The organism is Streptomyces koelreuteriae, from assembly GCF_018604545.1.
Lineage (GTDB): Bacteria > Actinomycetota > Actinomycetes > Streptomycetales > Streptomycetaceae > Streptomyces > Streptomyces koelreuteriae.
This window is the reverse complement of record NZ_CP075896.1, coordinates 5081482-5104038: the sequence shown is the minus strand read 5'-3', so window position 1 is coordinate 5104038 and position 22557 is coordinate 5081482. Positions and strand designations below refer to the sequence as shown.

Below are 22557 nucleotides of genomic sequence, written 5' to 3'. Positions count from 1 at the left end.
CGTTGTAATGAATGCCGCTCCGGAAGCCGACAGGCCTCGCCCCCAGGTCGCCGTCGTGGTCATCGGCTACGACGACGCCGCCCATGTGAGGGACGCCGTGCGCTCGGCGCTCGCGCAGGGCCCGGCCGTGCGCGAGGTCGTGGCCGTCGACGACTGCTCGACGGACGGCAGCGCCGGGCTCCTCGACCGGCTCGCCGCTTCGGAGCCCCGCCTGAGGGTGATCCGCCGCCGGGTCAACAGTGGCGGCTGCGGCACCCCGCGCAACACCGGCCTCGACGCGGTGACATCGCCGTACGTGATGTTCCTGGACAGCGACGACGTCCTGCCGCCCGGCGCGGTCGACGCGCTGCTCGGGGCCGCGACGGGCGCGCACGCCGAGGTCGTGGGCGGTCTGTGCGTACGCCGGGAGCTGCCGTCGGGGCGTGAAGTGCCCTGGCAGGCGCGTCTCTACGCGCTGCACGCCGCCGTGCCGCGCCCCGCGCAGCGCCCGCAGCTCGTCCACGACACCCTCTGCGTCAACAAGCTCTACCGCACCGGCTTCCTGCGCGAGCACCGCATCCGCTTCCCCGAGGGCCGCTTCCCGTACGAGGACGTCGTGTTCTCCGCGCGCGTGCTGGCCGCCGCCCCGCGCATCGCCCTGATCCCGGACCGGGTCTACGTCTGGCATGTGCGCCGGTCCGCCGAGCGGCTGTCGATCTCCCTGGACCGGGCCGGCGTCGACAACTGGCGGGCCAGGACGGAGGCGTGCCGGCAGGCGTACGAGATCCTGCTGGGCGCCGGGCAGAAGGAACTCGCGCGGGCCGCACGCGCCAAGTTCCTCGACCACGAGCTGCGGATGTACGTACGTGAGCTGGGGTTGCGCGACGCCGCCTACCGGAGCGCGTGGTGGGAGCTGACGCGGGCGCATCTCGCGGAGTACGACGCCGACGACTGGGCGCGCAACCCGGCCGCGCCGGGCCGGCTGGCCGGGCGGGTCGTCCTGGCGTCCCCGGAGCCGCGCGACCTGCCCCGGCTGCGGGAGCTGGCGGCGCGTCCGGCCCGGCTGTGTCCGCCGTACGCCCGTGGCGCCGACGGCACGCCCGTCTGGTCGGAGGACCTCCCGCAGGTCTCCCTGGAGCCCCTGCTGACCCGGCCGGTGCGGGCGCTGCCGCTCGCCGTGGACGCGGAGCTGCGGCCACGCGCGCGGGGCGCCCGGCTGCGCCTGCGCCTGCACGAGCTGTACGGCCGGGTGGGGCGGGCGGGCCCGGAGGCCGTGGAGGTGGAGTGGCGGCACCGGGACGACGGGGACGTCGGCGTCCGCGCCACGACCCGGTTCGCGGAAGCCGCCGGCGGCTGGTCGGCCGAGGCGGAGGTCGACCTCCCCGCGCTGGCCGCGCTCGGTACGGGCACCTGGGACCTGCGCCTGCGCGTCCGCTTCCGTGACGGTGCGAGCCGCGAGATCACGGCGCACGCGCTCGCGGGCGCGGGTCTGCTGCGCCGCAGCGCCGTTCCGAACGCCCGGCACGGTGTGGTGCTCGTGCAGCCGTACGCCACCTACTCCGGCGCGCTGGCGCTGCGGGTCGCGCCCGGCGCGCGTGGCGTGCTGTCCGTCGTACGCGCGCGACTGCGCCGCCTGCTTCACTGAAGGCCGCCTGCTTCACTGGATGGACGACGGGCCAACTGACGAGGGGACGGTCGCACATGACCTGGTTGATCACCGGCGGCGCCGGCTACATCGGCGCACACGTCGTACGGGCGATGACGGCGGCGGGCGAAGGGGCGGTGGTCTACGACGACCTGTCCACCGGCATCGCCGAGCGCGTGCCCGAGGGGGTGCCGCTGGTGGAGGGCTCGACGCTGGACGGCGAGCTGCTCGCGCGCGTCCTCACGGATCACTCGGTCACCGGCGTCGTCCATCTCGCGGCGAAGAAGCAGGTGGGAGAGTCCGTCGAGCAGCCGCTGCACTACTACCGGGAGAACGTGGAGGGCCTGCGGGTCCTGCTGGACGCGGTGACGGCGGCGAAGGTGCCGTCCTTCGTGTTCTCCTCCTCGGCGGCGGTGTACGGCATGCCGGACGTGGACCTGGTCACGGAGGAAACGCCCTGCGTGCCGATGTCGCCCTACGGCGAGACGAAGCTGGCCGGTGAGTGGCTGGTCCGCGCGACGGGCCGGGCGACCGGACTGTCGACCGCGTCCCTGCGCTACTTCAACGTGGCCGGCGCGGCGAGCCCGGAACTCGCGGACACCGGGGTCTTCAACCTCGTGCCCATGGTCTTCGAGAAGCTCACGGAGGGCGCCCCGCCGCGCGTCTTCGGCGACGACTACGCGACCCCGGACGGCACCTGCGTACGCGACTACATCCACGTCGTCGACCTGGCCGAGGCCCATGTCGCGGCGGCCCGGGCCCTGCGCTCCGCCCCCGGCCGCGACCTCACGCTCAACATCGGCCGGGGCGAGGGCGTCTCCGTCCGCGAGATGATCGACCACATCAACACGATCACCGGCCACGACCTGCCCCCCACGGTCACCCCCCGCCGCCCCGGCGACCCGGCCCGCGTCGTCGCCTCCGCCGACCGCGCGGCCACAGAACTGACCTGGAAGGCCAGGCACGACGTCCAGGACATGATCACGTCGGCGTGGGAGGGCTGGGTCCGGCTGCACCCGGAGGCGGGGCGGGGCTGAACCGCACTACCTACCGCCAGGCCCCCTCACAGCGCCCGCAACGCCCCCGCCGTAGCCCGGGCCAGTGAGCCCAGGTACCCCTGCGGCAGTTTCGGGTTGCGGATGACCACCGAGCGCCAGTAGAGGGGGCCCGAGATCAGGTCGAGGGCCAGGTCGTGGTCGAGGCCCTCGCGGAGTTCGCCGCGGCGTTCCGCCGCTGTGACGATGCCGGTGGCGACGCCGTCCTGGCCCTCGCGCAGGGCCTTCTGGAGGGCCTCGGCGATCTCGGCGTTGCGGGCCGCCTCGGCCTGGAGGTCGGGGATGATCTGCGAGGCGACGGGGTGGCGCAGGGCGCGGGACGTCACCTCGTACAGCAGCCGCAGGTCGCCCTCCAGGGAGCCGGTGTCCGGCGCGGGCAGGCCCTGCACGGCGAGCGCCGAGACGATGTCGAGCACGAGGTGCAGCTTCGAGCGCCAGCGGCGGTACACCGCCGTCTTCCCGACGCCCGCCCGGCGCGCGATCCCCTCGATGGACATCCGCGCGTAGCCGACGGCCGCGAGCTCCTCGAACACGGCCGCCCGGATCGCGTCCGTCACATCCTCCCGCAGCACGGCCGCCCCCGCGGGGGCCCGGCGGCGCGGACGTGGCTCCGGACGCGGCTGCGGCGGCTCGTCGGCGTTCGCGTTCGTCGTCATGCCGACAGCATAGGGGCGTCACGACGAAACGGTTGCGTTCCGACGCTCGAAAGGCCTACGCTCGCGTTGCGACGATACGGTCCCGTCCCGACGTAAGACTTCGTGAAGAGTCTGGTAAAGACCCCACTTTCCCGCTCGACACGACCCCGGGTCCCGCCCCCTCCCCCGACCTCCCCCGAACGAAAGCAGCGGATGTGAGCCAGGTCCTCGACACACCGCCCCAGCCACCGACCCCGGCCCCGGCCCCCGCCGACGACCTCGCGACCCTCGCCGCCCGCCACGGCCTCGCGGTCAGCGGCGCCCGGCCCTCCCTGCCCGCGTACGTCCGGCAGCTCTGGGCCCGCCGCCACTTCATCACCGCGTTCGCCACCGCCAAGCTCACCGCCCAGTACAGCCAGGCGAAGCTGGGCCAGGTCTGGCAGGTGATGACCCCCCTGCTGAACGCGGCGGTCTACTACTTCATCTTCGGCGTCCTGCTCGGCACCAAGCACGGCGTGCCGGACTACATCCCGTTCCTGGTCACGGGCGTGTTCATCTGGACGTTCACACAGAGCTCGATCATGGCGGGCACCCGCGCCATCTCCGGCAACCTCGGCCTGGTGCGCGCCCTGCACTTCCCGCGCGCCGCCCTGCCCCTCTCGTTCTGCCTCCAGCAACTCCAGCAGCTGCTGTTCTCGATGGGCGCCCTGGTCGTCATCCTGCTCTGCTTCGGCGTGCCGGTCGGTGTGTCCTGGCTGCTGGCGCTGCCGGCGCTGTTCCTGCAGTTCACGTTCAACGCGGGCGTCTCCATGGTCATGGCCCGGATGGGCGCCAAGACCCCGGACATCGCCCAGCTGATGCCGTTCGTGCTGCGCACCTGGATGTACGTCTCGGGTGTCATGTGGAGCATCGACAAGCTGGCCGACAAGGACAGCCTGCCGCGCGCCGTGACGATCCTGCTGGAGACCAACCCGGCCGCGATCTACATCGACCTGATGCGCTTCGCCCTGATCGACAGCTTCCACGCGAGCCAGCTCCCGGCCCATGTGTGGGCACTCGCCGTCGGCTGGGCCCTGGTCGCCGGCGTCGGCGGCTTCATCTACTTCTGGAAGGCTGAGGAGACGTACGGCCGTGGCTGAGCACCCGAACGAGAAGATCCCCACCGTCGTCGCCGACGGCGTCGACATCGTCTACCGCGTCAACGGCACCGGCGCCGGACGCGGCTCCGCGACCGCCGCCCTCAACCGCATCGTGCGCCGCAAGAAGACCGAGAAGGCGGCCGGTGTCCGCCGGGTGCACGCCGTGCGGAACGTGTCCTTCGTCGCCTACAAGGGCGAGGCGATCGGCCTGATCGGCACCAACGGCTCCGGCAAGTCGACCCTGCTGAAGGCCGTCGCCGGACTCCTCCCCGTGGAGAACGGCCGTATCTACACGCACGGCCAGCCCTCCCTGCTCGGCGTCAACGCGGCCCTGATGAACGACCTGACCGGCGAGCGCAACGTGCACCTCGGCGGCCTGGCCATGGGCATGTCCCGCGAGCAGATCAGGGACCGCTACGAGGAGATCGTCGACTTCTCCGGCATCAACGAGAAGGGCGACTTCATCACCCTGCCGATGCGGACGTACTCCTCCGGCATGGCCGCGCGGCTGCGGTTCTCCATCGCCGCAGCCAAGGACCACGACGTCCTGCTGATCGACGAGGCGCTGGCCACCGGCGACCGCTCCTTCCAGAAGCGCTCCGAGCAGCGCATCCGCGAACTGCGCAAGCACGCGGGCACGGTGTTCCTGGTCAGCCACAACAACAAGTCGATCCGCGACACCTGCGACCGGGTGCTGTGGCTGGAGCGCGGCGAGCTGCTCATGGACGGGCCGACGGAGGACGTCCTCAAGGAGTACGAGGCGTTCACCGGGGACAAGTCCGCGAAGCCCAAGCCCAAGCCGAAGGTTCCTGTTCGCTCGTGAGGCGTACCCCGGTCGGCCGTTTTGTCTTATTGGTGACACGATGACCGCATACGGTGTACCGGCGTGAAGGAGCCCTCGCGATGGCCGAGCTCAGCCTCATCGTCCACGGGGCGAACGTTCAGGACCATCTGACGGAACTCCTCGACTCGCTCGCCGCGCATCCCCTCCCCGACGCCGAGGTGATCGTGGCCGCGGTCGGCGACTGGGCCCGGGAGACGGCCGAGCGGCACGCCCCGGACGTCCAGGTGCTGCCGGTGCCGGACGGCATGGGCGACGCGGCGGCCCGCGCGGCGGGCGCGGCCCGGGCCTCGGGCCGCTGGCTGCACTTCGTCCACGCCAAGGACGGCCTGCCCGCCGGCGCCCCGCGCACGATCGCCGAGCGGGTGGCCGAGCTGCCCGCCGAGGTGGACGTCCTGCTCCTCGACCACGTCCGCAGCACCTGGCACACCTCCGGCATGCCCGCCCCGAACAGCGCCCTGCTGGCCCGGGCGGGCCGCGCCGATGTCGCCCTCGATCTCTGCGCGCCCCTGCTGCGCCTCACCCCGCTGCTCGGCACCCGCGTGCTGCGCGCGGAGTTCTGGCGGGCGCACGAGCAGCAGCTCACCACCGACGACGAGGCGCACGCCGCCCTGGCCGCCCTGCTGCTCGCCGACCGCGTCGCCTGTCTGCCGCATGTCGCCTACGAGGACCGCGCCCTGCGCCCCGCGAGCCTGCCGCCGGTCACCCCCGAGCAGCGCTACGGCCTCGTCGAGCGCTACGAGTCCCTCCTCGACCTCACCCGGGGCCGCCCCGCCGCCCACGCCGTCCTCTACGACGTCATGGTCCGGGACTGCCTGCGTATCTTCGCGCGCGGCGGCATGGAGGAGGAGGTCGCGCGGGAGTTCTTCCGCCGGGCGTCCCTGGCCGCCCTGCGCCGCCGCCCCGAGGGCTACAGCCGCCCCGCCGGTCTCGAAGGCGTCCGCCGCTCCCTGCTCGAAGAGGGCGCCTACGCCAGGTACCGGGCCTTCCAGGCCGTCAACCGCACCCGCCGCACCGCCAAGTCGGCCGTACGGAGCCGCAAGCGCCAGGTGGGCGCCAAGCTCCGCGACCACCAGTACCGCCGCGCACTCGCCCGCCCGGTCAACCCCCACCTCGCGGTGTTCGCGGCGTATTGGAACCGCGGCGTCGCCTGCAACCCCGCCGCGATCGCCGCCGAACTGTCCGAACTCGCCCCGCAGATCCACCCGGTGTGGGTGGTCACCCAGGAGAACGAGGCCCTGCTGCCGCCCGGCACCGACCATGTCGTGCCCGGCAGCCGCCGCTACTGGGAGGTGCTGGCGACCGCCAAGTACCTCGTCAACAACGTCAACTTCCCGAACGCGGTGGTCAAACGCCCGGACGCGATCCACGTCCAGACCCACCACGGCACGCCGCTGAAGCGCATGGGCCTGGACCAGATGGCGTACCCGGCCGCCGCGCAGGGACTGGACTTCAAGGCGCTGCTGGAGCGCATCGACAAGTGGGACTACAGCGTCTCCGCCAACAGCCACACCACCCGTATGTGGGAGCGCGCGTACCCCTCGCACTATGTCTCCCTCGACCACGGCTATCCGCGCAACGACGTCTACTACACGGCCACGGCCGACGACATCCGCGCCGTCCGCGACCGCCTCGGCATCGACCCGGGCCGCCGGGCCGTCCTCTACGCGCCGACCCACCGCGACTACGAGGCCGGCTGGACCCCGCGCCTTGACCTCGCCGCCCTCGCCGACCGCCTCGGCGAGGACACGGTCCTGCTCGTACGCGGCCACTACTTCTACGGCGGCGCCGCCTCCCCGCTCACCAACCTGCGCCGCACGGGCCGGATCATCGACGTCTCCTCCTACGACCCGGTCGAGGATCTGTGCCTGGCGGCGGACGCCCTGGTCACGGACTACTCCTCGATCATGTTCGACTACGCCAACCTCGACCGGCCGATCGTGATCCACGCCGACGACTGGGAGACGTACCGCACCACCCGCGGCGTCTACTTCGACCTGATGGACCAGGCCCCGGGCCCGGTCGCCCGCACCCAGCAGGAACTCACCGAGATCCTCACCACCGACGCCTGGCGCGACGAGAGCGCGGCGAAGACCCGGGCCGCCTTCCGGCGCCGGTTCTGCGAGTACGACGACGGACGCGCCGCCGAGCGCGTCGTACGCCGGGTCTTCCTCGGCCAGGACGAACGCTCCCTGCCGCCGGTGCTGCCGCTCGAGGAACGCACCCCGGCCCCCACCCCGCAGGAGGCGACCGCATGAGCACCCCCGACGTCACCGTGACGGTCATCGTCTACAACGACGCCGAACGCCTCACGCGCGCGGTCGACTCGGTCCGCCGGCAGACCCACGCGAACCTCGAGATCATCATCAGCGACGACCACTCCACGGACGGAAGCGCGGAGGTGGCACGGCGTCTCGCGGCCCAGGACCCCCGCGTCCGCCACCTCCGGCTGGAGCAGAACAGCGGCGGCTGCGGCGTCCCGCGCAACCGCGCCCTGGACATCGCCCGGGCGCCGTATCTGATGTTCCTCGACAGCGACGACGAACTCCCCGACGACGCCGTGGCACTGCTGCTCGCCGCGCACCGCGAACGCGAGATCGACTTCGCGATGGGGGCGGTGCAGCGGGTCCGGGTGGACAACGGCCGCCGCTCGACGTGGATGCCGCACCTGGTCGCCGAGCGCCGCACCCTCGACGGCGTCGGGACCGACCCGCGCCTGTTCTTCGAGCATCTGTCGACGAGCAAGATGTACGCCCGCGCCTTCCTCGACCGTCACGGCCTGCGCTTCCCCGAGGGCATCCACTACGAGGACCAGCTGTTCTCGGCGCAGGCGTACTGCCTCGCCGACAGCTTCACGATCGTCCCGGAGCCGGTGTACCGCTGGTACGTGGCGCCCTACGCCGCCTCCGAGGCCGCGTCGATATCGAACCAGCGGCACCGGCTGGAGAACGTCCGCGACCGTATTCACGTCCAGCACCTCATCGACGGGTTCCTGGCCGAGAGCGGGCACGAGTCGCTGCGCGAGGACAAGGATCACAAGTTCCTCAAGCACGACTTCCGGATGTACGCCGGTGACCTGCCCTACCGGGACGACGCGTGGCTGTCGTCCTTCGCGGACCTGGTCACGCCCTACCTCGACACGCTCGCACCCGGCGCGTTCGCCCGCCTCCCGCGCGCCGAACGCGTCGTCCTCCAGCTGATCCGCGACCGGCGCCTGCCGGAGGCCCGGCTGGCAGCACGGGGCCTGGGCCACGGCGTAGGGCCGCGCCAGATCACCACGGACAGGGACGGCCGCACCTACTGGGGCGACCGGATCCCCTCCTCCGATTGGTCCCGCCGCGAACTGGACATCTCAGACCTGGATCTGGAGACCCGGCCCTTCCCGAGCGCCCAGTTCCGCCACGAGATCACGGAGATCACCCGAGGCCCGGGCGCCTCCGTCGACCTCGCGATCCGCACCTACGACCCGGCCCTGCGCCTCCCCGTCGGCCCCCGGCGCGCCACCCTTCTCATCGCCCCCGGCGGCCACCGCCTGCACGCCCACTTCCGCCTCTCCCCCGTCAGCCCCGGCGTCTTCGAGGGCCACGCCCACCTCGACCTCGGAGCGGCGCTGCTCCCCTTCTACGGCTTCTCCGGAGTCCGCCACCCGCTGCTCCGCCTGCAACACCAGGGCGTCTCCCACACCGGCCTCCTCCTGGCCCCCCTGACCTTCCCCGCCTTCACCACCCAGGTCCCCCACCACCAGCTCACCCTCGAACCCGAAGGCCACACCCCCGGCCGCCTCCAGGCCCGCTGGCAACCCACAGGAGCCACAGCCACCCTCATCCGCCCCACAGTCCGCCGCCTGGCCCGCCCCCGCGTAAAACGAGCAGCCCGCTTGGTGGCAAGCGCCCTGAAGTAGCCCGAGCCGGCCGGTCGAACTGCGCCCAGCCGCGCCTAGCCGCGCGCATGCGTGCCGCTTGGCGCGGCACGGCTGGGCGCAGCGACACCCCACTCCGCCGGGCTACGCCCGCCCCTCCCCCGCCGGGCTACGGCCACACGCCCCCGCCGGGCTGCGGGCCGCCCGCCCCCCGCCCGCTTCCGCCGCGCTGCGGACCCGCCGTACCCCCTAGCTGCGGGCATGCGTGCCGCTAGGGGCGGCACGGGTGGGCGCAGCGGCACCCCGCTCCGCCGGGTTGCGGCTGCCCCTCCCCCGCCTGGCTACGGCCGCCCGCCCCACCGGGCTACGCCACCCGCCCCACCGGGCTACGGTCGCTGGTCCTCGCCGGGTTGCGGGCCACCCGCCCCCACCCGTCCCCGCCGGGCTGCGGGCCGCCCGCTCCCGCCCGCTCCCGCCGCGCTGCGCTGCGGACCCGCCGCACCGCCCTAGCTGCGGGCATGCGTGCCGCCAGGGGCGGCACGGGTGGGCGCAGCGGCACCCCGCTCCGCCGGGTTGCGGACCCACCCGCCCCCAGCACCAACGCCCCGGACACCACAACGCGGACGAGAACAACTCCCTCACCGCACAACCTCGTACAGCACCTGCCCCCCAGGCCCCCGCCCCACCTCCCGCAACCCCAACCCCAACCCCACCCCAGGCCTCCCAGCAACCCCCGTATCCATCACCCACCGCACCCCGTACTCCCGCAAGATCACCCCCCGCTCCCCCTCAGACACCCCCACCCCGAAATACCTCCGCACCGCCTCCTCCCTCCGCCCCTCATCCGGCAGGAAGAAGTCGGGATACCCAGGCGCCACCGTGTACGCCCCGTACGCCGGGATCTGCGCACTCGGCCGCCCCTCCCGAGCCATCACCACATCCCCGTACGCCACCCACCGCGTCATCCACTGATACCCCGCCCACGGCTCCCGGTACTTCTCCGCGACGACCCCCGACAGAGCCCCCGGCACATCCCCCGGCCTCACCACATACCCCACCGTCCCCACCTGCGCCCAAGCCCCCACCACCAACGCCACCCCCAGCACACACCCCCACCCCACCCGCACCACCCTCCGCCCGGCCTCCCCCACCTCCACCGCCACAGCGACCTGCGCCGGGATCAGCACCGCCGGCAACACCCGCCCCCACGCGTACTGCCCGCTCACCCCACCCACCGCCACCACCACAACCCCCAGCACGAAGAACAGCACCAGCGGATCCCACCGATCCCGCCACCACCGCACCCCCAGCGCCACCACCCCGAGCAACACCAGCCAGTACCGCCCGAACAGGTCCTCGTACAGCGGCCGATGCACCGACTCCAGCCCGCCCCACCCCCCGACCAGCGCGAAGAAGTCGTAGTACGGCCACACCAGCAGCAGCACAAACCCCAGCACCACCCCGCACCCCAGCCGCCCCCACACCGCCCGCCCCGGCCGCGCGGCCACCACCGTCGCGACCGCCCCCAACGAAGCGACCACTCCGGTGAACTGATGGCACAGCAGGATCACCGCCCACAGCGCCCCCAGCCCGAGCCACACCCCCCACCCCCCGTCCTCCCGCACGGCCCGCCCCAGCCAGGCCCAGAGGTGAAACGCCAGCCCCAGGGTGAAGACGCTCGGGTACGACACCGTCAGCGCGAGCGAGTTGAGCCCGTAGAAGCCGCTCCAGGTGAAGAGCACCGTCCCCCACAGGAACAGCAGGCTCAGCAAGGCCACCGCGGGCGCGGCACCACGGCCGCTCAGCGTCCGCACATACCGCCACACCCCCGTCACCAGCAGCCCGAGCCCGACGAACGCCCCGATCCGCAGCACCCAGAAGACCGACAGATCAGTCATCCGCGCGACGCAGCCGAGCAGCACCATCCAGGGCGAGTAGTACGGACTCGGCGTGTCCGCGTCGACGAGCGGATTGCCGGGGTCGAGGAGGTTGTGCCGCAGCCGCTGGAGGGTCGCCGCGTGCACACCGAGGTCTCCGGCCCAGGGCAGCCGGACGATCACGAGGAGCATCAGCACGACGACAGCCGCGGCGACCACCACGGCGGCGGCCTGCGCGACACGGGCGGGTCTCACGGCACCAGCCTCAGCCGGAAACGGCCAGTCCTCCACTCGAACCGCCCTGAGGCGCGCCAAGAACAAGGCGCCCCGGACCGAAACCGGCCCGGGGCGCCCAAGAGGACATACGCCCTACGAATGCGTGCGCAGCAGCGTCCTCATCGTGCGCATCGCCACCGACAGGTTCGCGAGGTCGAACGCGTCGGACCCCTGGATCTCCTCCAGCGTGGTCCGGGCCCGCCCGAGGATCGCCGCGTTCTTCTGCTCCCACGCCTTGTAGCGCTGCTCGGGCGTCGAGCTGCCGTTGCCCACCGCCAGGACGTCCGCGGTCAGCGCCGCGTGCGCCGCGTACAGGTCCTCGCGGATCGCCGCGCGGGCCATGGACTGCCAGCGGTCGGCACGGGGCAGCTCGGAGATGCGGTCCATGAGCTGGGTGATGCGCAGCCGGTCGGCGAGGTCGTAGTAGACCTCGGCGACGTCCAGCGGCTCCCGGTCCATGCGGTCCGCGACCGAGACGATGTCGACCGTCGGGAAGGCGGAGGAGAAACCGGCCACCCGGGTGGCGAGTTCGTCCGGGACGCCGACGCCCGTCAGCTCGTCGAAGATCTTCTGGTACCACTCCAGGTCGGCACCGCGCAGCAGGTTCGGCAGCTGCCCCCAGACCTGCTCGACCCGGTCGGCGAAGAAGTCGACCGTCTCGGCGAGGTCCAGCGGCTGCGGCCGGTTGTTGAGCAGCCAGCGCGTGCCGCGCTCGACCAGGCGGCGCGAGTGCAGCCGGATGCGGGTCTGGACGTCGGCCTCGACCTTGTTGTCGAGCGCCTCGACCCCGTCCCACACCGGGGACTGGCGGAAGATCGCGCGGGCCGCGGTCTGCGCCCGCACGATCTCCTCCAGCGACGCCCCGGTCTCCTCGCGCAGCCGGTGCAGATACGTCGTACCGCCCGTGTTGACCGTGTCGTTGACCAGGACGGTCGTGGTGATCTCACGGCGCAGCGGGTGGCTGACGAGGTGCTCGGGGAACTGCTCGCGCAGCTCGGTCGGGAAGTACGCGTGCAGCAGCGTGCTCAGGTACGGGTCGTCCGGCAGCGAGGTGTGCAGCAGCTCCTCGGCGACCGTGATCTTCGTGTACGCCATGAGGACGGCCGTCTCCGGGCCGGTCAGTCCCTGGCCCTGGGCGAGCCGCTCGCGGATCTGCCGGTCGGTGGGCAGGAACTCCAGCGCCCGGTTGAGGTGCCCCTCCCTGACCAGGTGCTTCATGAAGCGCTGCTGGGCGTGGAGCATGGAGCCGGACTGGGCGAGGGCGTTGGCGATCGCCGTGTTCTGCGCGTAGTTGTTGCGCAGCACCAGGTGGCCGACCTCGTCGGTCATCTCGGCGAGCAGCTTGTTGCGCTGCTTGACGGTCATGTCGCCGTCCGCGACCAGGCCGTTGAGCAGGATCTTGATGTTCACCTCGTGGTCGGAGGTGTCGACGCCCGCGCTGTTGTCGATGGCGTCGGTGTTGATCCGGCCGCCGTGCAGCGCGAACTCGATCCGGCCGAGCTGGGTCAGGCCCAGGTTGCCGCCCTCGCCGACGACCTTGACGCGCAGGTCCTTGCCGTCGACGCGGATGGCGTCGTTGGCCTTGTCACCGACGTCCGCGTTCGACTCGGCCGAGGACTTGACGTACGTACCGATGCCGCCGTTCCACAGCAGGTCGACCTGCGCCTTGAAGATCGCCTTCATGAGGTCGGCCGGGGTCAGCTTGGTGACCTTGGCCTCGATGCCGAGGGCCTCGCGGATGTGCGCGTTGACCGGGATCGCCTTGGCCGTGCGCGGGAAGATGCCGCCGCCGGCCGACAGCAGCTCCTTGTTGTAGTCCTCCCAGCTGGAGCGGGGCAGCTCGAACAGGCGGCGGCGCTCGGCGTAGGAGGTGGCGGCGTCCGGGTTCGGGTCGATGAAGATGTGCCGGTGGTCGAAGGCGGCCACCAGCCGGATGTGCTCGGAGAGCAGCATGCCGTTGCCGAACACGTCACCGGACATGTCGCCGATGCCGACGACGGTGAAGTCCTCGGTCTGGGTGTCCACGCCCAGCTCCCGGAAGTGCCGCTTGACGGACTCCCAGGCGCCGCGGGCGGTGATGCCCATGCCCTTGTGGTCGTAGCCGGCGGAGCCGCCGGAGGCGAAGGCGTCACCGAGCCAGAAGTTGTACGACTCCGCGACCCCGTTGGCGATGTCCGAGAACGTCGCCGTGCCCTTGTCGGCCGCGACGACGAGGTAGGTGTCGTCCTCGTCGTGCCGGACCACGTCGGCCGGGGGCACGACCTCGCCGGCCACCATGTTGTCCGTGATGTCGAGCAGGGCCGAGATGAACATCTTGTAGCTGGCGATGCCCTCGGCCAGCCACGCGTCCCGGTCCACGCTCGGGTCGGGCAGTTGCTTGGCGACGAAGCCGCCCTTGGCGCCGACCGGCACGATGACGGTGTTCTTCACCATCTGCGCCTTGACCAGGCCGAGGATCTCGGTGCGGAAGTCCTCACGCCGGTCGGACCAGCGCAGACCACCGCGCGCGACCTTGCCGAACCTGAGGTGCACACCCTCGACGCGCGGCGAGTAGACCCAGATCTCGAACGCCGGGCGCGGCGCCGGGAGGTCGGGGATGGCCTGCGGGTCGAACTTCATGGAGACGTAGTCGTGCGCCTTGCCGCCCGCCGCCTCCTGGAAGAAGTTGGTGCGCAGCGTCGCCTTGATGACGGTGAGGAAGGACCGCAGGATCCGGTCCTCGTCCAGACTCGCGACCTGGTCGAGGGCCGCGTCGACCTCCTCCAGCAGCGCGTCCACGATCTCGTGCCCCGCGCGCTGCCGGTCCGGCGACATCCGCGCCTCGAACAGGGAGACGAGCAGCCGGGTGGTGTGGACGTTGTTGCGGAGGGTGTCCTCCATGTAGTCCTGGCTGAACGTCGAAGCCGCCTGGCGCAGGTACTTCGCGTACGCCCGCAGCACCATCGCCTGACGCCAGGTGAGCCCGGCGCTCAGCACGAGGGAGTTGAAGCCGTCGTTCTCCGCCTTGCCGGTCCAGGTGGCGGCGAAGGCGTCCTGGAAGCGCTCGCGGGCGTCGTCGCCGAAGTAGTCCCCGCTGCCGTTCTGCGAGCGCGGCACGCGCATGCCGAAGTCGTAGATCCAGGCCACGCTGCGGTCCGGGCAGCGCAGGTCGTAGGGCCGCTCGTCGACGACCTCGACGCCGAGCCGGTTGAGGACCGGCAGCACGGCCGAGAGGGAGATGGCGTCGCCCGTGCGGTAGATCTTGAAACGGCGCTCCTCGGGGGCGGCGCCCACCGGCTCGTACAGGCTGAGCGCGAAGTCCTTGCCCTCCTCGGCGTTCAGCTGTTCGAGGTGGACGAGGTCGGCGACCGCGGCGCGCGGGCTGTGGTCGGCCTTGTAGCCCTCGGGGAAGGCGTGCGCGTACCGGCGCATCAGCTCGGCCGCGCGCTCCTCGCCGAGCTCGGCGTTGAGCGCCTCGGCGAAGGCGTCCTCCCAGGAGCGGGCCGCCTCCACCAGCCGGGCCTCGATGCGGTCCTTGTCGGAGTCGGACAGCTCCGGCAGCTCGGTGCCCTGCGGGACCCGGACCACGAAGTGCAGCCGGGAGAGGATCGACTCGGTGTTCCAGGCGGTGAAGTCGACGCTGATGCCGCCCAGTTCCTCCTTGAGGATCTCGATGATCCTCAGGCGCACGGCCGTGGTGTAGCGGTCGCGCGGGAGGTAGACGAGGGCGGAGTAGTAGCGCCCGTACTCGTCCTGGCGCAGGTACAGCCTCAGCCGCCTGCGCTCCTGGAGGTAGAGGACCGAGGTGACGATGGAGCGCAGCTCGTCGACGGGGGTCTGGAAGAGCTCGTCGCGCGGGTACGTCTCCAGGATCTGCAGCAGATCGCGGCCGTCGTGGCTGTTGGGCGAGAACCCGGCCCGCTCCAGGACCTCCTCGACCTTGCGCCGGATGACGGGGACCCGGCGCACGGACTCGGTGTAGGCGGCGGAGGAGAACAGTCCGAGGAAGCGCCGCTCGCCGACGACATTGCCGTCGGCGTCGAACTTCTTCACCCCGATGTAGTCCAGGTACGACGGCCGGTGCACGGTCGCCCGGCTGTTCGCCTTGGTCAGGACGAGCAGCTTGTGCTCGCGCGCCTTGGCCCGGGCGTCGGCGGGCAGCCGCTCGAACGACGGGCTGACCGGGTGGCTCTCCTCGGCGGCGTGGTGCGGGTCCGCGCGCAGTATGCCGAGCCCGGTGCCGGGGACGGCGGCCAGGGAGTCGTCGTCGCGCAGCTGGTACTCGCGGTAGCCGAGGAACGTGAAGTGGTCGTCGGACAGCCAGCGCAGCAGCTCGCGGGCCTCCTCGACCTGCGGTCCGGGCAGATCGGCGGGGATGGGCTCGTCCGGCAGCCCCTCCGCCAGCCGGGTCGCCGCCTCCCGCATCTTGCCCCAGTCCTCGACGGCCTCACGGGCGTCGGACAGCACGCGCAGCAGGTCGGCGGTGATCTGCTTCAGATCGGACCGGTCCGTCTCGCGGTCGATCTCCACATGGATCCAGGACTCGACGTGCGCGTCGTGCGGGAGCTCGCCGGCGCCGGTCGTGGGCGTGGGCAGCACCTCGATGAGCTTGCCGGTCACATCGCGCCGCACCACGAACTGCGGGTGGATGACGACATGGATCCCGCGCCCCTGGCGCGTCAGCTCATTGGTGACGGAGTCGACGAGGAAGGGCATGTCGTCGGTGACGACCTCGACGACCGAGTGGCTGCACGTCCACCCGTTCTCTTCCACGGTGGGGGTGTGGACCCGCACGTTGGCCGTGCCCTGGGGGCGGTTCTCGGCCAGCCGGTAGTGGGATACGGCGGCTCCGAAGACATCGACCGGGTCGCGGTCGGCGAGGTCCTCCGGGGCCGTGTGCAGGTAGTAACGCTGGAAGAACGAGATCAGGGACTCGCGGTCCGGGGCCTCCTGGGCGTCTGGGGTCTCCTCGCCCGTCGACCCGGTCGGTAGGTGCCCCCCGACCGGGCTGTTCTCAGCTACCCGGGCGGCCCTTTCGAGCAACTCGGCCTTTGCTTCGTCCAGCTTGGTCTGCATTGTCCTCTGGCTCCTGTCGCGCGCCGTTGCGTGACGTAGAAGGAAGTACGGTCTCTGCGCTGACGACGTCACGCCGTGACACGGGGTATCCGGTCTGTTCCGACGCTATGCCGCCAGACGAGAGGAGCGGGGGTGTCTGAGCCATTTTTGAGCTGCCCGACGGGTGTGACGCTGCTCTCTGCGACGCCTCGGTCCCGGTGGTGCTCGGCGTCCCGGGAGTCATCGATGCCCCGTACCGCCCGCGAAGACCAGCGACCGCCGCCCGGTCACGGATGTGGTCCGTGCACTCCGGGCGCAGGGCAGGGACGACGACGTCCCCGCGAACTATCGCGCTGATCACGCCACCAAGGCTATCGCTCCTTACAGGGGCCCCGTCATGAGCCGTATGTGTACAAAACCAGGCCTGGAAGTTTGACGTTCTGCACATTTAGCTGCGGGCATGCGTGCCGCTAAGGGCGGCACGGGTGGGCGCAGGGGCACCCCGCTCCGCCGGGCCGCGGACCCACCCGGCCCCAGCAGAAACGCCCCGGGCACCCCGAAGCCCACCAGTTCCGGTCAGGCCGCCGCGAGCCGCTCAGCCTCCGCGACGGCCTCCTCCAACGTGTCCACCACGGGCACACCCACCGCCTCAAGACTCACCCGGCTGTGCGACCCCCCGGTGTACAACACGGCCCGAGCCCCCACATGCAGCGCGGCCACCGCGTCATCCGCAGCGTCCCCGATCACCACGGTCCGTCCCGCCTCCACCCCCGCCAGCGACGCGAGATGCCGCACCATGTGCTCGGCCTTGCTGCCCCCGGACGGCCCGGTCCGCCCGTCCACCCGTATGAAGTGCGGCTCGATCCCGAACCCCCGCACCAACGGAACGAGCTCCTCGTGCCCGTACATGCTCAGAATCGACTGACTGCGCCCCGCCGACCGCCACCCCGACAGCAGCTCCACGGCCCCCACCGTCAGCCCGCACGTCACCCGATGCTCGGCGTAGTACCGATGGAAGATCTCATCCATGAGCTCCCACTCGGCCTCGGTCGGCAGCCGCCCCATCAGCCGCTCATAGAACTTCGGCACCGGCACGCAGTACAGCTCCCGGTACTTCTCCAGCGTCAGCGGCTCCAGCCCCAGCTCGGCGAAGGCCGCGTTCGTCGCCCCGATGATCGCGTCGATGTCATGGAACAGCGTCCCGTTCCAGTCCCAGACAATGTGCGCGCCCGTCTTCATCCCCATGCCTGAAAACGTACCCGCCCCCACTGACAATCAAGAGAACGGCGCCTCAACGCGCCCCCGAGCCCCCGGGCGCCCGGGCCGCTCAGTCCCCCTGCCCCACCAGGTTCGGGATCTCCTGCGTGGCGAACCACAGCAGCTCGTGATCCTCCGCCCCGTCCACGACGAACTGCGCGTCGTCGTCCCCGGCGTCCGCCGCCCCCAGCGCCGCGGCGGCCGCCGTCACATCGGCCTCCGCGTCATCCGCGTCGACGTGCACGGCCGCCGCCCTGGCCAGGGCCACGGCACCCGAGACCCGTACCTCCCCGAGCGCCGCCTGATCGAGCCCCCGGTCGGGATCGGGGCTCGCGATCCGGTCGGGCACGTCCACGGCCACCACGACCCGGCGCCTCGGCACGCCCGGCTCGATCGCCAGCAGCCGCAGGGAGGCCAGCGCGGCCCGGTTCAGCGCCGCGTACTCCAGTTCCTCGATGTCGTCGGAGACGTACCACTCCCGCAGCGCGGGCGTCACGGCGTACGCCACGAACGGCCCGGATCCCAGCTCACCCGTCTTGTACGCCTCGGCGAGGCCGGGGAGGGTCAGGGGCACGTACACACGCATGGCTGGCCGCTTTCGTGGTCGGTTCATGGCCGGAGGGCGCAGAAGGCCCCGGAGGGCCTCCAGGATACGTGCGGGGGTCCCCTTTCGAGTTCCGCCCCGTGACGCCGGAGTCGTCAGCCCCGGGCCAGAAATTCACCCACCACACCCTCACCCCTGCCCGGCTCCCGAACCCCCGGACCACCCGGATAAGTGAACCTTCCGGCACCCGCAGCCCGAGGCGGTCTCCCTTGCCCCCACCCCCGCCCACCCCGTACAAGATCACCAACCCGAAGTTACTCACCGGTACCCACCGGCCCACGAAACGGGGACCCCCATGAACAAGGTCATGACCAGGGCACAACACCGCCCACCGACCCACCGCGCCCCTGGCAGCACCACCGCACGCACCCCTGACGGCACGGCTCCACGCACTCCGAGCGACACCACCCCACGCACCCCCGACGGCACCGCCCCACGCGCTCTCAGCAGCACGGCCTCTCACACCCCCGGCAGCACCGCTTCGCACACCCCGGGCCGCACCGCCCCACGGACCCCTGTCGGCGCAGCCCCTCCGCGCACCCCCAGCGGAGGCCCCGCCCGCACCACAGCCGCCGGTGACCGTCCCCCGGCCCCCGGCCGCACCAAGACCACCCGTACCCGCCCCGCGGACACCCGCCCACCGACCACCCCCTCCCGCACCCGCACCCGCACCCGCACTCGCCCCAGCCCCGGCACCGCGCCCCAGCCGACACCCGGCACCCCCACAACCCCCCGCCCGACACATGGGGGTCCCGGCACCCCCACCGACACCACACCCCGCGTCCCGGCCCAAAGCCCCCACCGACCGCTCCCCCGGCCGATCCCCCAGCCAGTCCTCCCCACCGACCTCTTCGCCGAGCTCCTGCTCGGCGTCCTCAGCGGCCGCCGCCCCGTCCACTCGATGCTCCGCCACACCCGGGGCCGCGCCTACGACGAACTGGCCTGGCTCGCCGAACGCGGCCCCCTGCGCACCCGCGGCGCCCGCCCCGTCGTCCGGGACATCGGCTGGTACGAGCCCCGCGCCGGCGCCATCGAGGCGTTCGCCCGCATCGGCGCCGGCGACCGGCTCCGCGCCATGGCCTTCCGCCTGGAACTCGGCCAGGACCTCCGCTGGCGCTGCACGGCGGTGGAACTGGGCGGCCCCCGCCCACCCCGCCCAGAAGCCTGCTGAAGGGCCGACGGGCTAACCGGCTACCGGCTACCGGCTGAGCCACGAACAGCCACAGGCAAGCCGAAGGGCCGGACACCCTCAGGTGCCCGGCCCTTCAAGCCGCTACGGTGCCGCAGCCGGCGTCACTTCTTACGACGCCCCCGGCCCTTCGCCTGCTTGCGGCGCTCCGCGCGCGTGAGGCCGTCGGACTCGGAACGCGCCGGCTCGCCGTCCTCGGTGAAGTCACCCTCGATGGTGCCGCCCTCACCGTCGACCGTCGGCGCGGAGAAGTGCAGGTTGCGCCGCTGCGGAACGTCGAGCCCCTTGGCACGGATCTCCGGCCGGGAACCCGCCTGCGCCGGCACCGCGTCCTGCTTCTCCAGGTCGGCCACCGGCTTGGTGTCCTCGACCGGGACCTCCTCGACCTGCTGCTCGACCTGGACCTCCAGGTTGAACAGGTAGCCGACGGACTCCTCCTTGATGCCCTCCATCATCGCGGTGAACATGTCGAAGCCCTCGCGCTGGTACTCGACCAGCGGGTCCTTCTGCGCCATGGCGCGCAGGCCGATGCCCTCCTGGAGGTAGTCCATCTCGTAGAGGTGCTCGCGCCACTTGCGGTCCAGGACCGACAGCACGACCCGGCGCTCCAGCTCACGCATGATCTCGGAGCCGAGCTGCGCCTCACGCGCCTCGTACTGCTCGTGGATGTCGTCCTTGATGGAGTCGCCGATGAACTCGGCGGTCAGGCCCGCCCGGTCACCGGCGGCCTCCTCCAGCTCCTCGATCGTGATCTTGGAGGGGTAGAGCTGCTTGAAGGCACCCCACAGCCGGTCGAGGTCCCAGTCCTCCGGGAAGCCCTCGGCCGTCTCCGCCCCGACGTAGGCGTCGATGGTGTCGTCCATGAAGTGCTGCACCTGCTCGTGCAGGTCCTCGCCCTCCAGGACGCGGCGGCGCTCGCCGTAGATGACCTCACGCTGGCGGTTGAGGACCTCGTCGTACTTCAGGACGTTCTTACGGGTCTCGAAGTTCTGCTGCTCGACCTGCGACTGGGCGGAGGCGATCGCGCGCGTGACCATCTTGTTCTCGATCGGCACGTCGTCCGGGACGTTCGCCATCGACATCACGCGCTCGACCATCTGGGCCTTGAACAGCCGCATCAGGTCGTCGCCGAGCGAGAGGTAGAAGCGGGACTCGCCCGGGTCGCCCTGACGGCCGGAACGACCGCGCAGCTGGTTGTCGATCCGCCGCGACTCGTGCCGCTCGGTGCCCAGCACATAGAGCCCGCCGAGCCGCTCGACCTCGTCCTTCTCGGCCTGGACGGCCTTCTCGGCCCGCTGGAGCGCCTCGGGCAGGGCGTGCGCCCACTCCTCGATGTGCTCCTCGGGGTCGAGACCGCGCTGGCGCAGCTCCGCCTCGGCGAGGTCCTCGGGGTTGCCGCCGAGCTTGATGTCCGTACCACGGCCGGCCATGTTCGTGGCGACCGTGACGGAGCCCTTGCGGCCGGCCTGGGCGACGATCGTCGCCTCACGGTCGTGCTGCTTGGCGTTCAGCACCTCGTGCTGGATGCCGCGCTTGCTGAGCTGCTGCGAGAGGTACTCGGACTTCTCGACCGAGGTGGTACCGACGAGGATCGGCTGACCCTTGCGGTGCTTCTCCTCGATGTCGTCGACGACCGCCTCGAACTTGGCGACCTCGGTCCGGTAGATCAGGTCCGACTGGTCCTTGCGGACCATCGGCCGGTTGGTCGGGATCGGCACCACGCCGAGCTTGTAGATCTGGTGGAACTCGGCGGCCTCGGTCATGGCCGTACCGGTCATGCCGCACAGGCCGGGCTGTTCCTTCTCGTTGTGGTCGTGGCGCTTGTAGAGGCGGAAGAAGTTCTGGAGGGTGATCGTGGCGAGCGTCTGGTTCTCGTCCTTGATCGGCACCCCTTCCTTCGCCTCGATCGCCTGGTGCATGCCCTCGTTGTAGCGGCGGCCGGCGAGGATACGTCCGGTGTGCTCGTCGACGATCATGACCTCGTCGTCGATGATGACGTAGTCCTTGTCCTTCTTGAAGAGCTCCTTCGCCTTGATGGCGTTGTTCAGGTAGCCCACCAGCGGCGTGTTCACCGACTCGTAGAGGTTGTCGATGCCCAGCCAGTCCTCGACCTTGCTGACACCGGACTCGTGGATCGCGACCGTGCGCTTCTTCTCGTCGACGTCGTAGTCGCCGGTCTCCTCGATGCCCTTGAGCGGCTGACCGGCCTCGCCGCGCTTGAGTCGCTTCACCAGCTTGGCGAAGTCCCCGTACCACTTGGTGGCCTGGTCGGCCGGGCCGGAGATGATCAGCGGCGTACGGGCCTCGTCGATGAGGATGGAGTCGACCTCGTCGACGATGGCGAAGTTGTGGCCGCGCTGGACGAGCTCGTCCTGGGACCACGCCATGTTGTCGCGCAGGTAGTCGAAGCCGAACTCGTTGTTCGTGCCGTACGTGATGTCGCAAGCGTACTGCTCGCGGCGCTGAGCCGGCGTCATGTTGGCGAGGATGCAGCCGACCTCGAGGCCCAGGAACCGGTGGACGCGGCCCATCATCTCGGAGTCGCGCTCGGCCAGGTAGTCGTTGACCGTGATGATGTGGACGCCCTTGGCGGACAGCGCGTTCAGATACGCCGGCAGCGTGCCGACGAGGGTCTTGCCCTCACCGGTCTTCATCTCGGCCACGTAGCCCATGTGCAGGGCGGCGCCGCCCATCATCTGCACGTCGTAGTGACGCTGGCCGAGGACGCGCTTGGCGGCCTCGCGGACGGTGGCGAACGCCTCGGGAAGCAGGTCGTCCAGGGTCTCGCCGTCGGCATAGCGCTGCTTGTACTCATCGGTGAGGGCGCGCAGCTCGGCGTCGGAGAGGTCGACGAAGTCCTCTTCGATGGAGTTGACCTGGTCCGCGATGCGGTGCAGCTTGCGCAGGATCTTGCCTTCGCCTGCACGCATGATCTTCGAGAGGACGGACACGGGGGTTGGTCTCCTTGCCGGTCGGGCCTGGGACGGTCGGTTACCACTTGACTTACTGAGCAACGGCCATCGTATGCGAGGACCCCACCGCGCCGGGAGGGCCTGCCGTGACGGCGACCGTGCGCTGCTTCAATTCTGATTCGTCTTCTTCTAAGGGGACAACGTCCGGGCGCAGCGGATAGTGCCGCATCCCCCGACCGAATTAAGCGAAGCGTG

Annotated in this window: 13 protein-coding genes; 7 read left to right on the top strand and 6 right to left on the bottom strand. The window is 71.2% G+C overall.

Annotated elements, in window-relative coordinates; genetic code table 11:
• The first annotated feature begins 7 nt into the window (after positions 1 to 7).
• Together KJK29_RS23075 and galE are read left to right on the top strand one after the other, a co-directional pair.
• Positions 8 to 1624: a glycosyltransferase family 2 protein gene (locus KJK29_RS23075; RefSeq protein WP_215121043.1), complete on the top strand. Its 1617-nt coding sequence runs from the start codon at positions 8 to 10 to the stop codon at positions 1622 to 1624.
• A 56-nt stretch (positions 1625 to 1680) separates the two neighbouring features.
• Complete coding sequence (gene galE, locus KJK29_RS23070; RefSeq protein WP_215121042.1) at positions 1681 to 2661, top strand: UDP-glucose 4-epimerase GalE; 981 nt, start codon at positions 1681 to 1683, stop codon at positions 2659 to 2661.
• A 26-nt stretch (positions 2662 to 2687) separates the two neighbouring features.
• Here galE and KJK29_RS23065 read toward each other — a convergent pair whose 3' ends face one another.
• The gene (locus KJK29_RS23065) at positions 2688 to 3335 is read right to left on the bottom strand and encodes a TetR/AcrR family transcriptional regulator (RefSeq protein ID WP_215121041.1); all 648 of its coding nucleotides are present in this window, start codon (positions 3333 to 3335) and stop codon (positions 2688 to 2690) included.
• A 194-nt stretch (positions 3336 to 3529) separates the two neighbouring features.
• Between KJK29_RS23065 and KJK29_RS23060 the strand changes: the two genes are divergently transcribed.
• The 4 genes from KJK29_RS23060 (at position 3530) to KJK29_RS23045 (ending at position 9195) form a co-directional block, all read left to right on the top strand.
• On the top strand, positions 3530 to 4453 hold the full coding sequence (locus tag KJK29_RS23060) for an ABC transporter permease (RefSeq protein WP_215121040.1): 924 nt from the start codon (positions 3530 to 3532) through the stop codon (positions 4451 to 4453).
• Positions 4446 to 5276, top strand: a complete 831-nt coding sequence (locus KJK29_RS23055) for an ABC transporter ATP-binding protein (protein WP_215121039.1) — start codon at positions 4446 to 4448, stop codon at positions 5274 to 5276. Before KJK29_RS23060 ends, KJK29_RS23055 begins: the two co-directional genes overlap by 8 nt.
• Positions 5277 to 5356: 80 nt before the next feature.
• Entirely contained in the window at positions 5357 to 7552 is a 2196-nt protein-coding gene (locus KJK29_RS23050) for a CDP-glycerol glycerophosphotransferase family protein (RefSeq protein WP_215121038.1), read from the top strand.
• Positions 7549 to 9195 (top strand): glycosyltransferase family 2 protein, encoded by a 1647-nt coding sequence (locus KJK29_RS23045; protein ID WP_215121037.1) that lies wholly within the window; start codon positions 7549 to 7551, stop codon positions 9193 to 9195. Before KJK29_RS23050 ends, KJK29_RS23045 begins: the two co-directional genes overlap by 4 nt.
• Positions 9196 to 9791: 596 nt before the next feature.
• Here the strand turns inward: KJK29_RS23045 and KJK29_RS23040 are convergent.
• From KJK29_RS23040 to KJK29_RS23025, 4 genes are all read right to left on the bottom strand, one after another.
• Positions 9792 to 11222 (bottom strand): hypothetical protein, encoded by a 1431-nt coding sequence (locus tag KJK29_RS23040; protein ID WP_251058127.1) that lies wholly within the window; start codon positions 11220 to 11222, stop codon positions 9792 to 9794.
• A 177-nt stretch (positions 11223 to 11399) separates the two neighbouring features.
• Entirely contained in the window at positions 11400 to 16361 is a 4962-nt protein-coding gene (locus KJK29_RS23035) for an NAD-glutamate dehydrogenase (RefSeq protein ID WP_215121035.1), read from the bottom strand.
• A 555-nt stretch (positions 16362 to 16916) separates the two neighbouring features.
• Complete coding sequence (locus KJK29_RS23030; protein ID WP_215121034.1) at positions 16917 to 17585, bottom strand: HAD family hydrolase; 669 nt, start codon at positions 17583 to 17585, stop codon at positions 16917 to 16919.
• Positions 17586 to 17667: 82 nt separating this feature from the next.
• A complete protein-coding gene (locus tag KJK29_RS23025) occupies positions 17668 to 18183 on the bottom strand; it encodes a DUF6912 family protein (RefSeq protein WP_215121033.1) in 516 nt (171 codons plus the stop codon).
• A gap of 919 nt (positions 18184 to 19102) precedes the next feature.
• Between KJK29_RS23025 and KJK29_RS39415 the strand changes: the two genes are divergently transcribed.
• Positions 19103 to 19372, top strand: a complete 270-nt coding sequence (locus tag KJK29_RS39415) for an Rv3235 family protein (protein ID WP_370869155.1) — start codon at positions 19103 to 19105, stop codon at positions 19370 to 19372.
• 122 nt (positions 19373 to 19494) lie between these two features.
• Here KJK29_RS39415 and secA read toward each other — a convergent pair whose 3' ends face one another.
• Complete coding sequence (gene secA, locus KJK29_RS23015) at positions 19495 to 22341, bottom strand: preprotein translocase subunit SecA (protein ID WP_215121031.1); 2847 nt, start codon at positions 22339 to 22341, stop codon at positions 19495 to 19497.
• Positions 22342 to 22557 lie beyond the last annotated feature (216 nt).

What these genes read in the sequence shown, in the direction of transcription:
- KJK29_RS23040 (WP_251058127.1), bottom strand. Translation starts at nt 11,222, where the DNA reads ATGCTCCTCGTGATCGTCCGGCTGCCCTGGGCCGGAGACCTCGGTGTG.
- KJK29_RS23025 (WP_215121033.1), bottom strand. Translation starts at nt 18,183, where the DNA reads ATGCGTGTGTACGTGCCCCTGACCCTCCCCGGCCTCGCCGAGGCGTAC.
- KJK29_RS23035 (WP_215121035.1), bottom strand. Translation starts at nt 16,361, where the DNA reads ATGCAGACCAAGCTGGACGAAGCAAAGGCCGAGTTGCTCGAAAGGGCC.
- galE (WP_215121042.1), top strand. Translation starts at nt 1,681, where the DNA reads ATGACCTGGTTGATCACCGGCGGCGCCGGCTACATCGGCGCACACGTC.
- KJK29_RS23030 (WP_215121034.1), bottom strand. Translation starts at nt 17,585, where the DNA reads ATGGGGATGAAGACGGGCGCGCACATTGTCTGGGACTGGAACGGGACG.
- KJK29_RS39415 (WP_370869155.1), top strand. Translation starts at nt 19,103, where the DNA reads ATGCTCCGCCACACCCGGGGCCGCGCCTACGACGAACTGGCCTGGCTC.
- KJK29_RS23045 (WP_215121037.1), top strand. Translation starts at nt 7,549, where the DNA reads ATGAGCACCCCCGACGTCACCGTGACGGTCATCGTCTACAACGACGCC.
- KJK29_RS23075 (WP_215121043.1), top strand. Translation starts at nt 8, where the DNA reads ATGAATGCCGCTCCGGAAGCCGACAGGCCTCGCCCCCAGGTCGCCGTC.
- KJK29_RS23050 (WP_215121038.1), top strand. Translation starts at nt 5,357, where the DNA reads ATGGCCGAGCTCAGCCTCATCGTCCACGGGGCGAACGTTCAGGACCAT.
- KJK29_RS23065 (WP_215121041.1), bottom strand. Translation starts at nt 3,335, where the DNA reads ATGACGACGAACGCGAACGCCGACGAGCCGCCGCAGCCGCGTCCGGAG.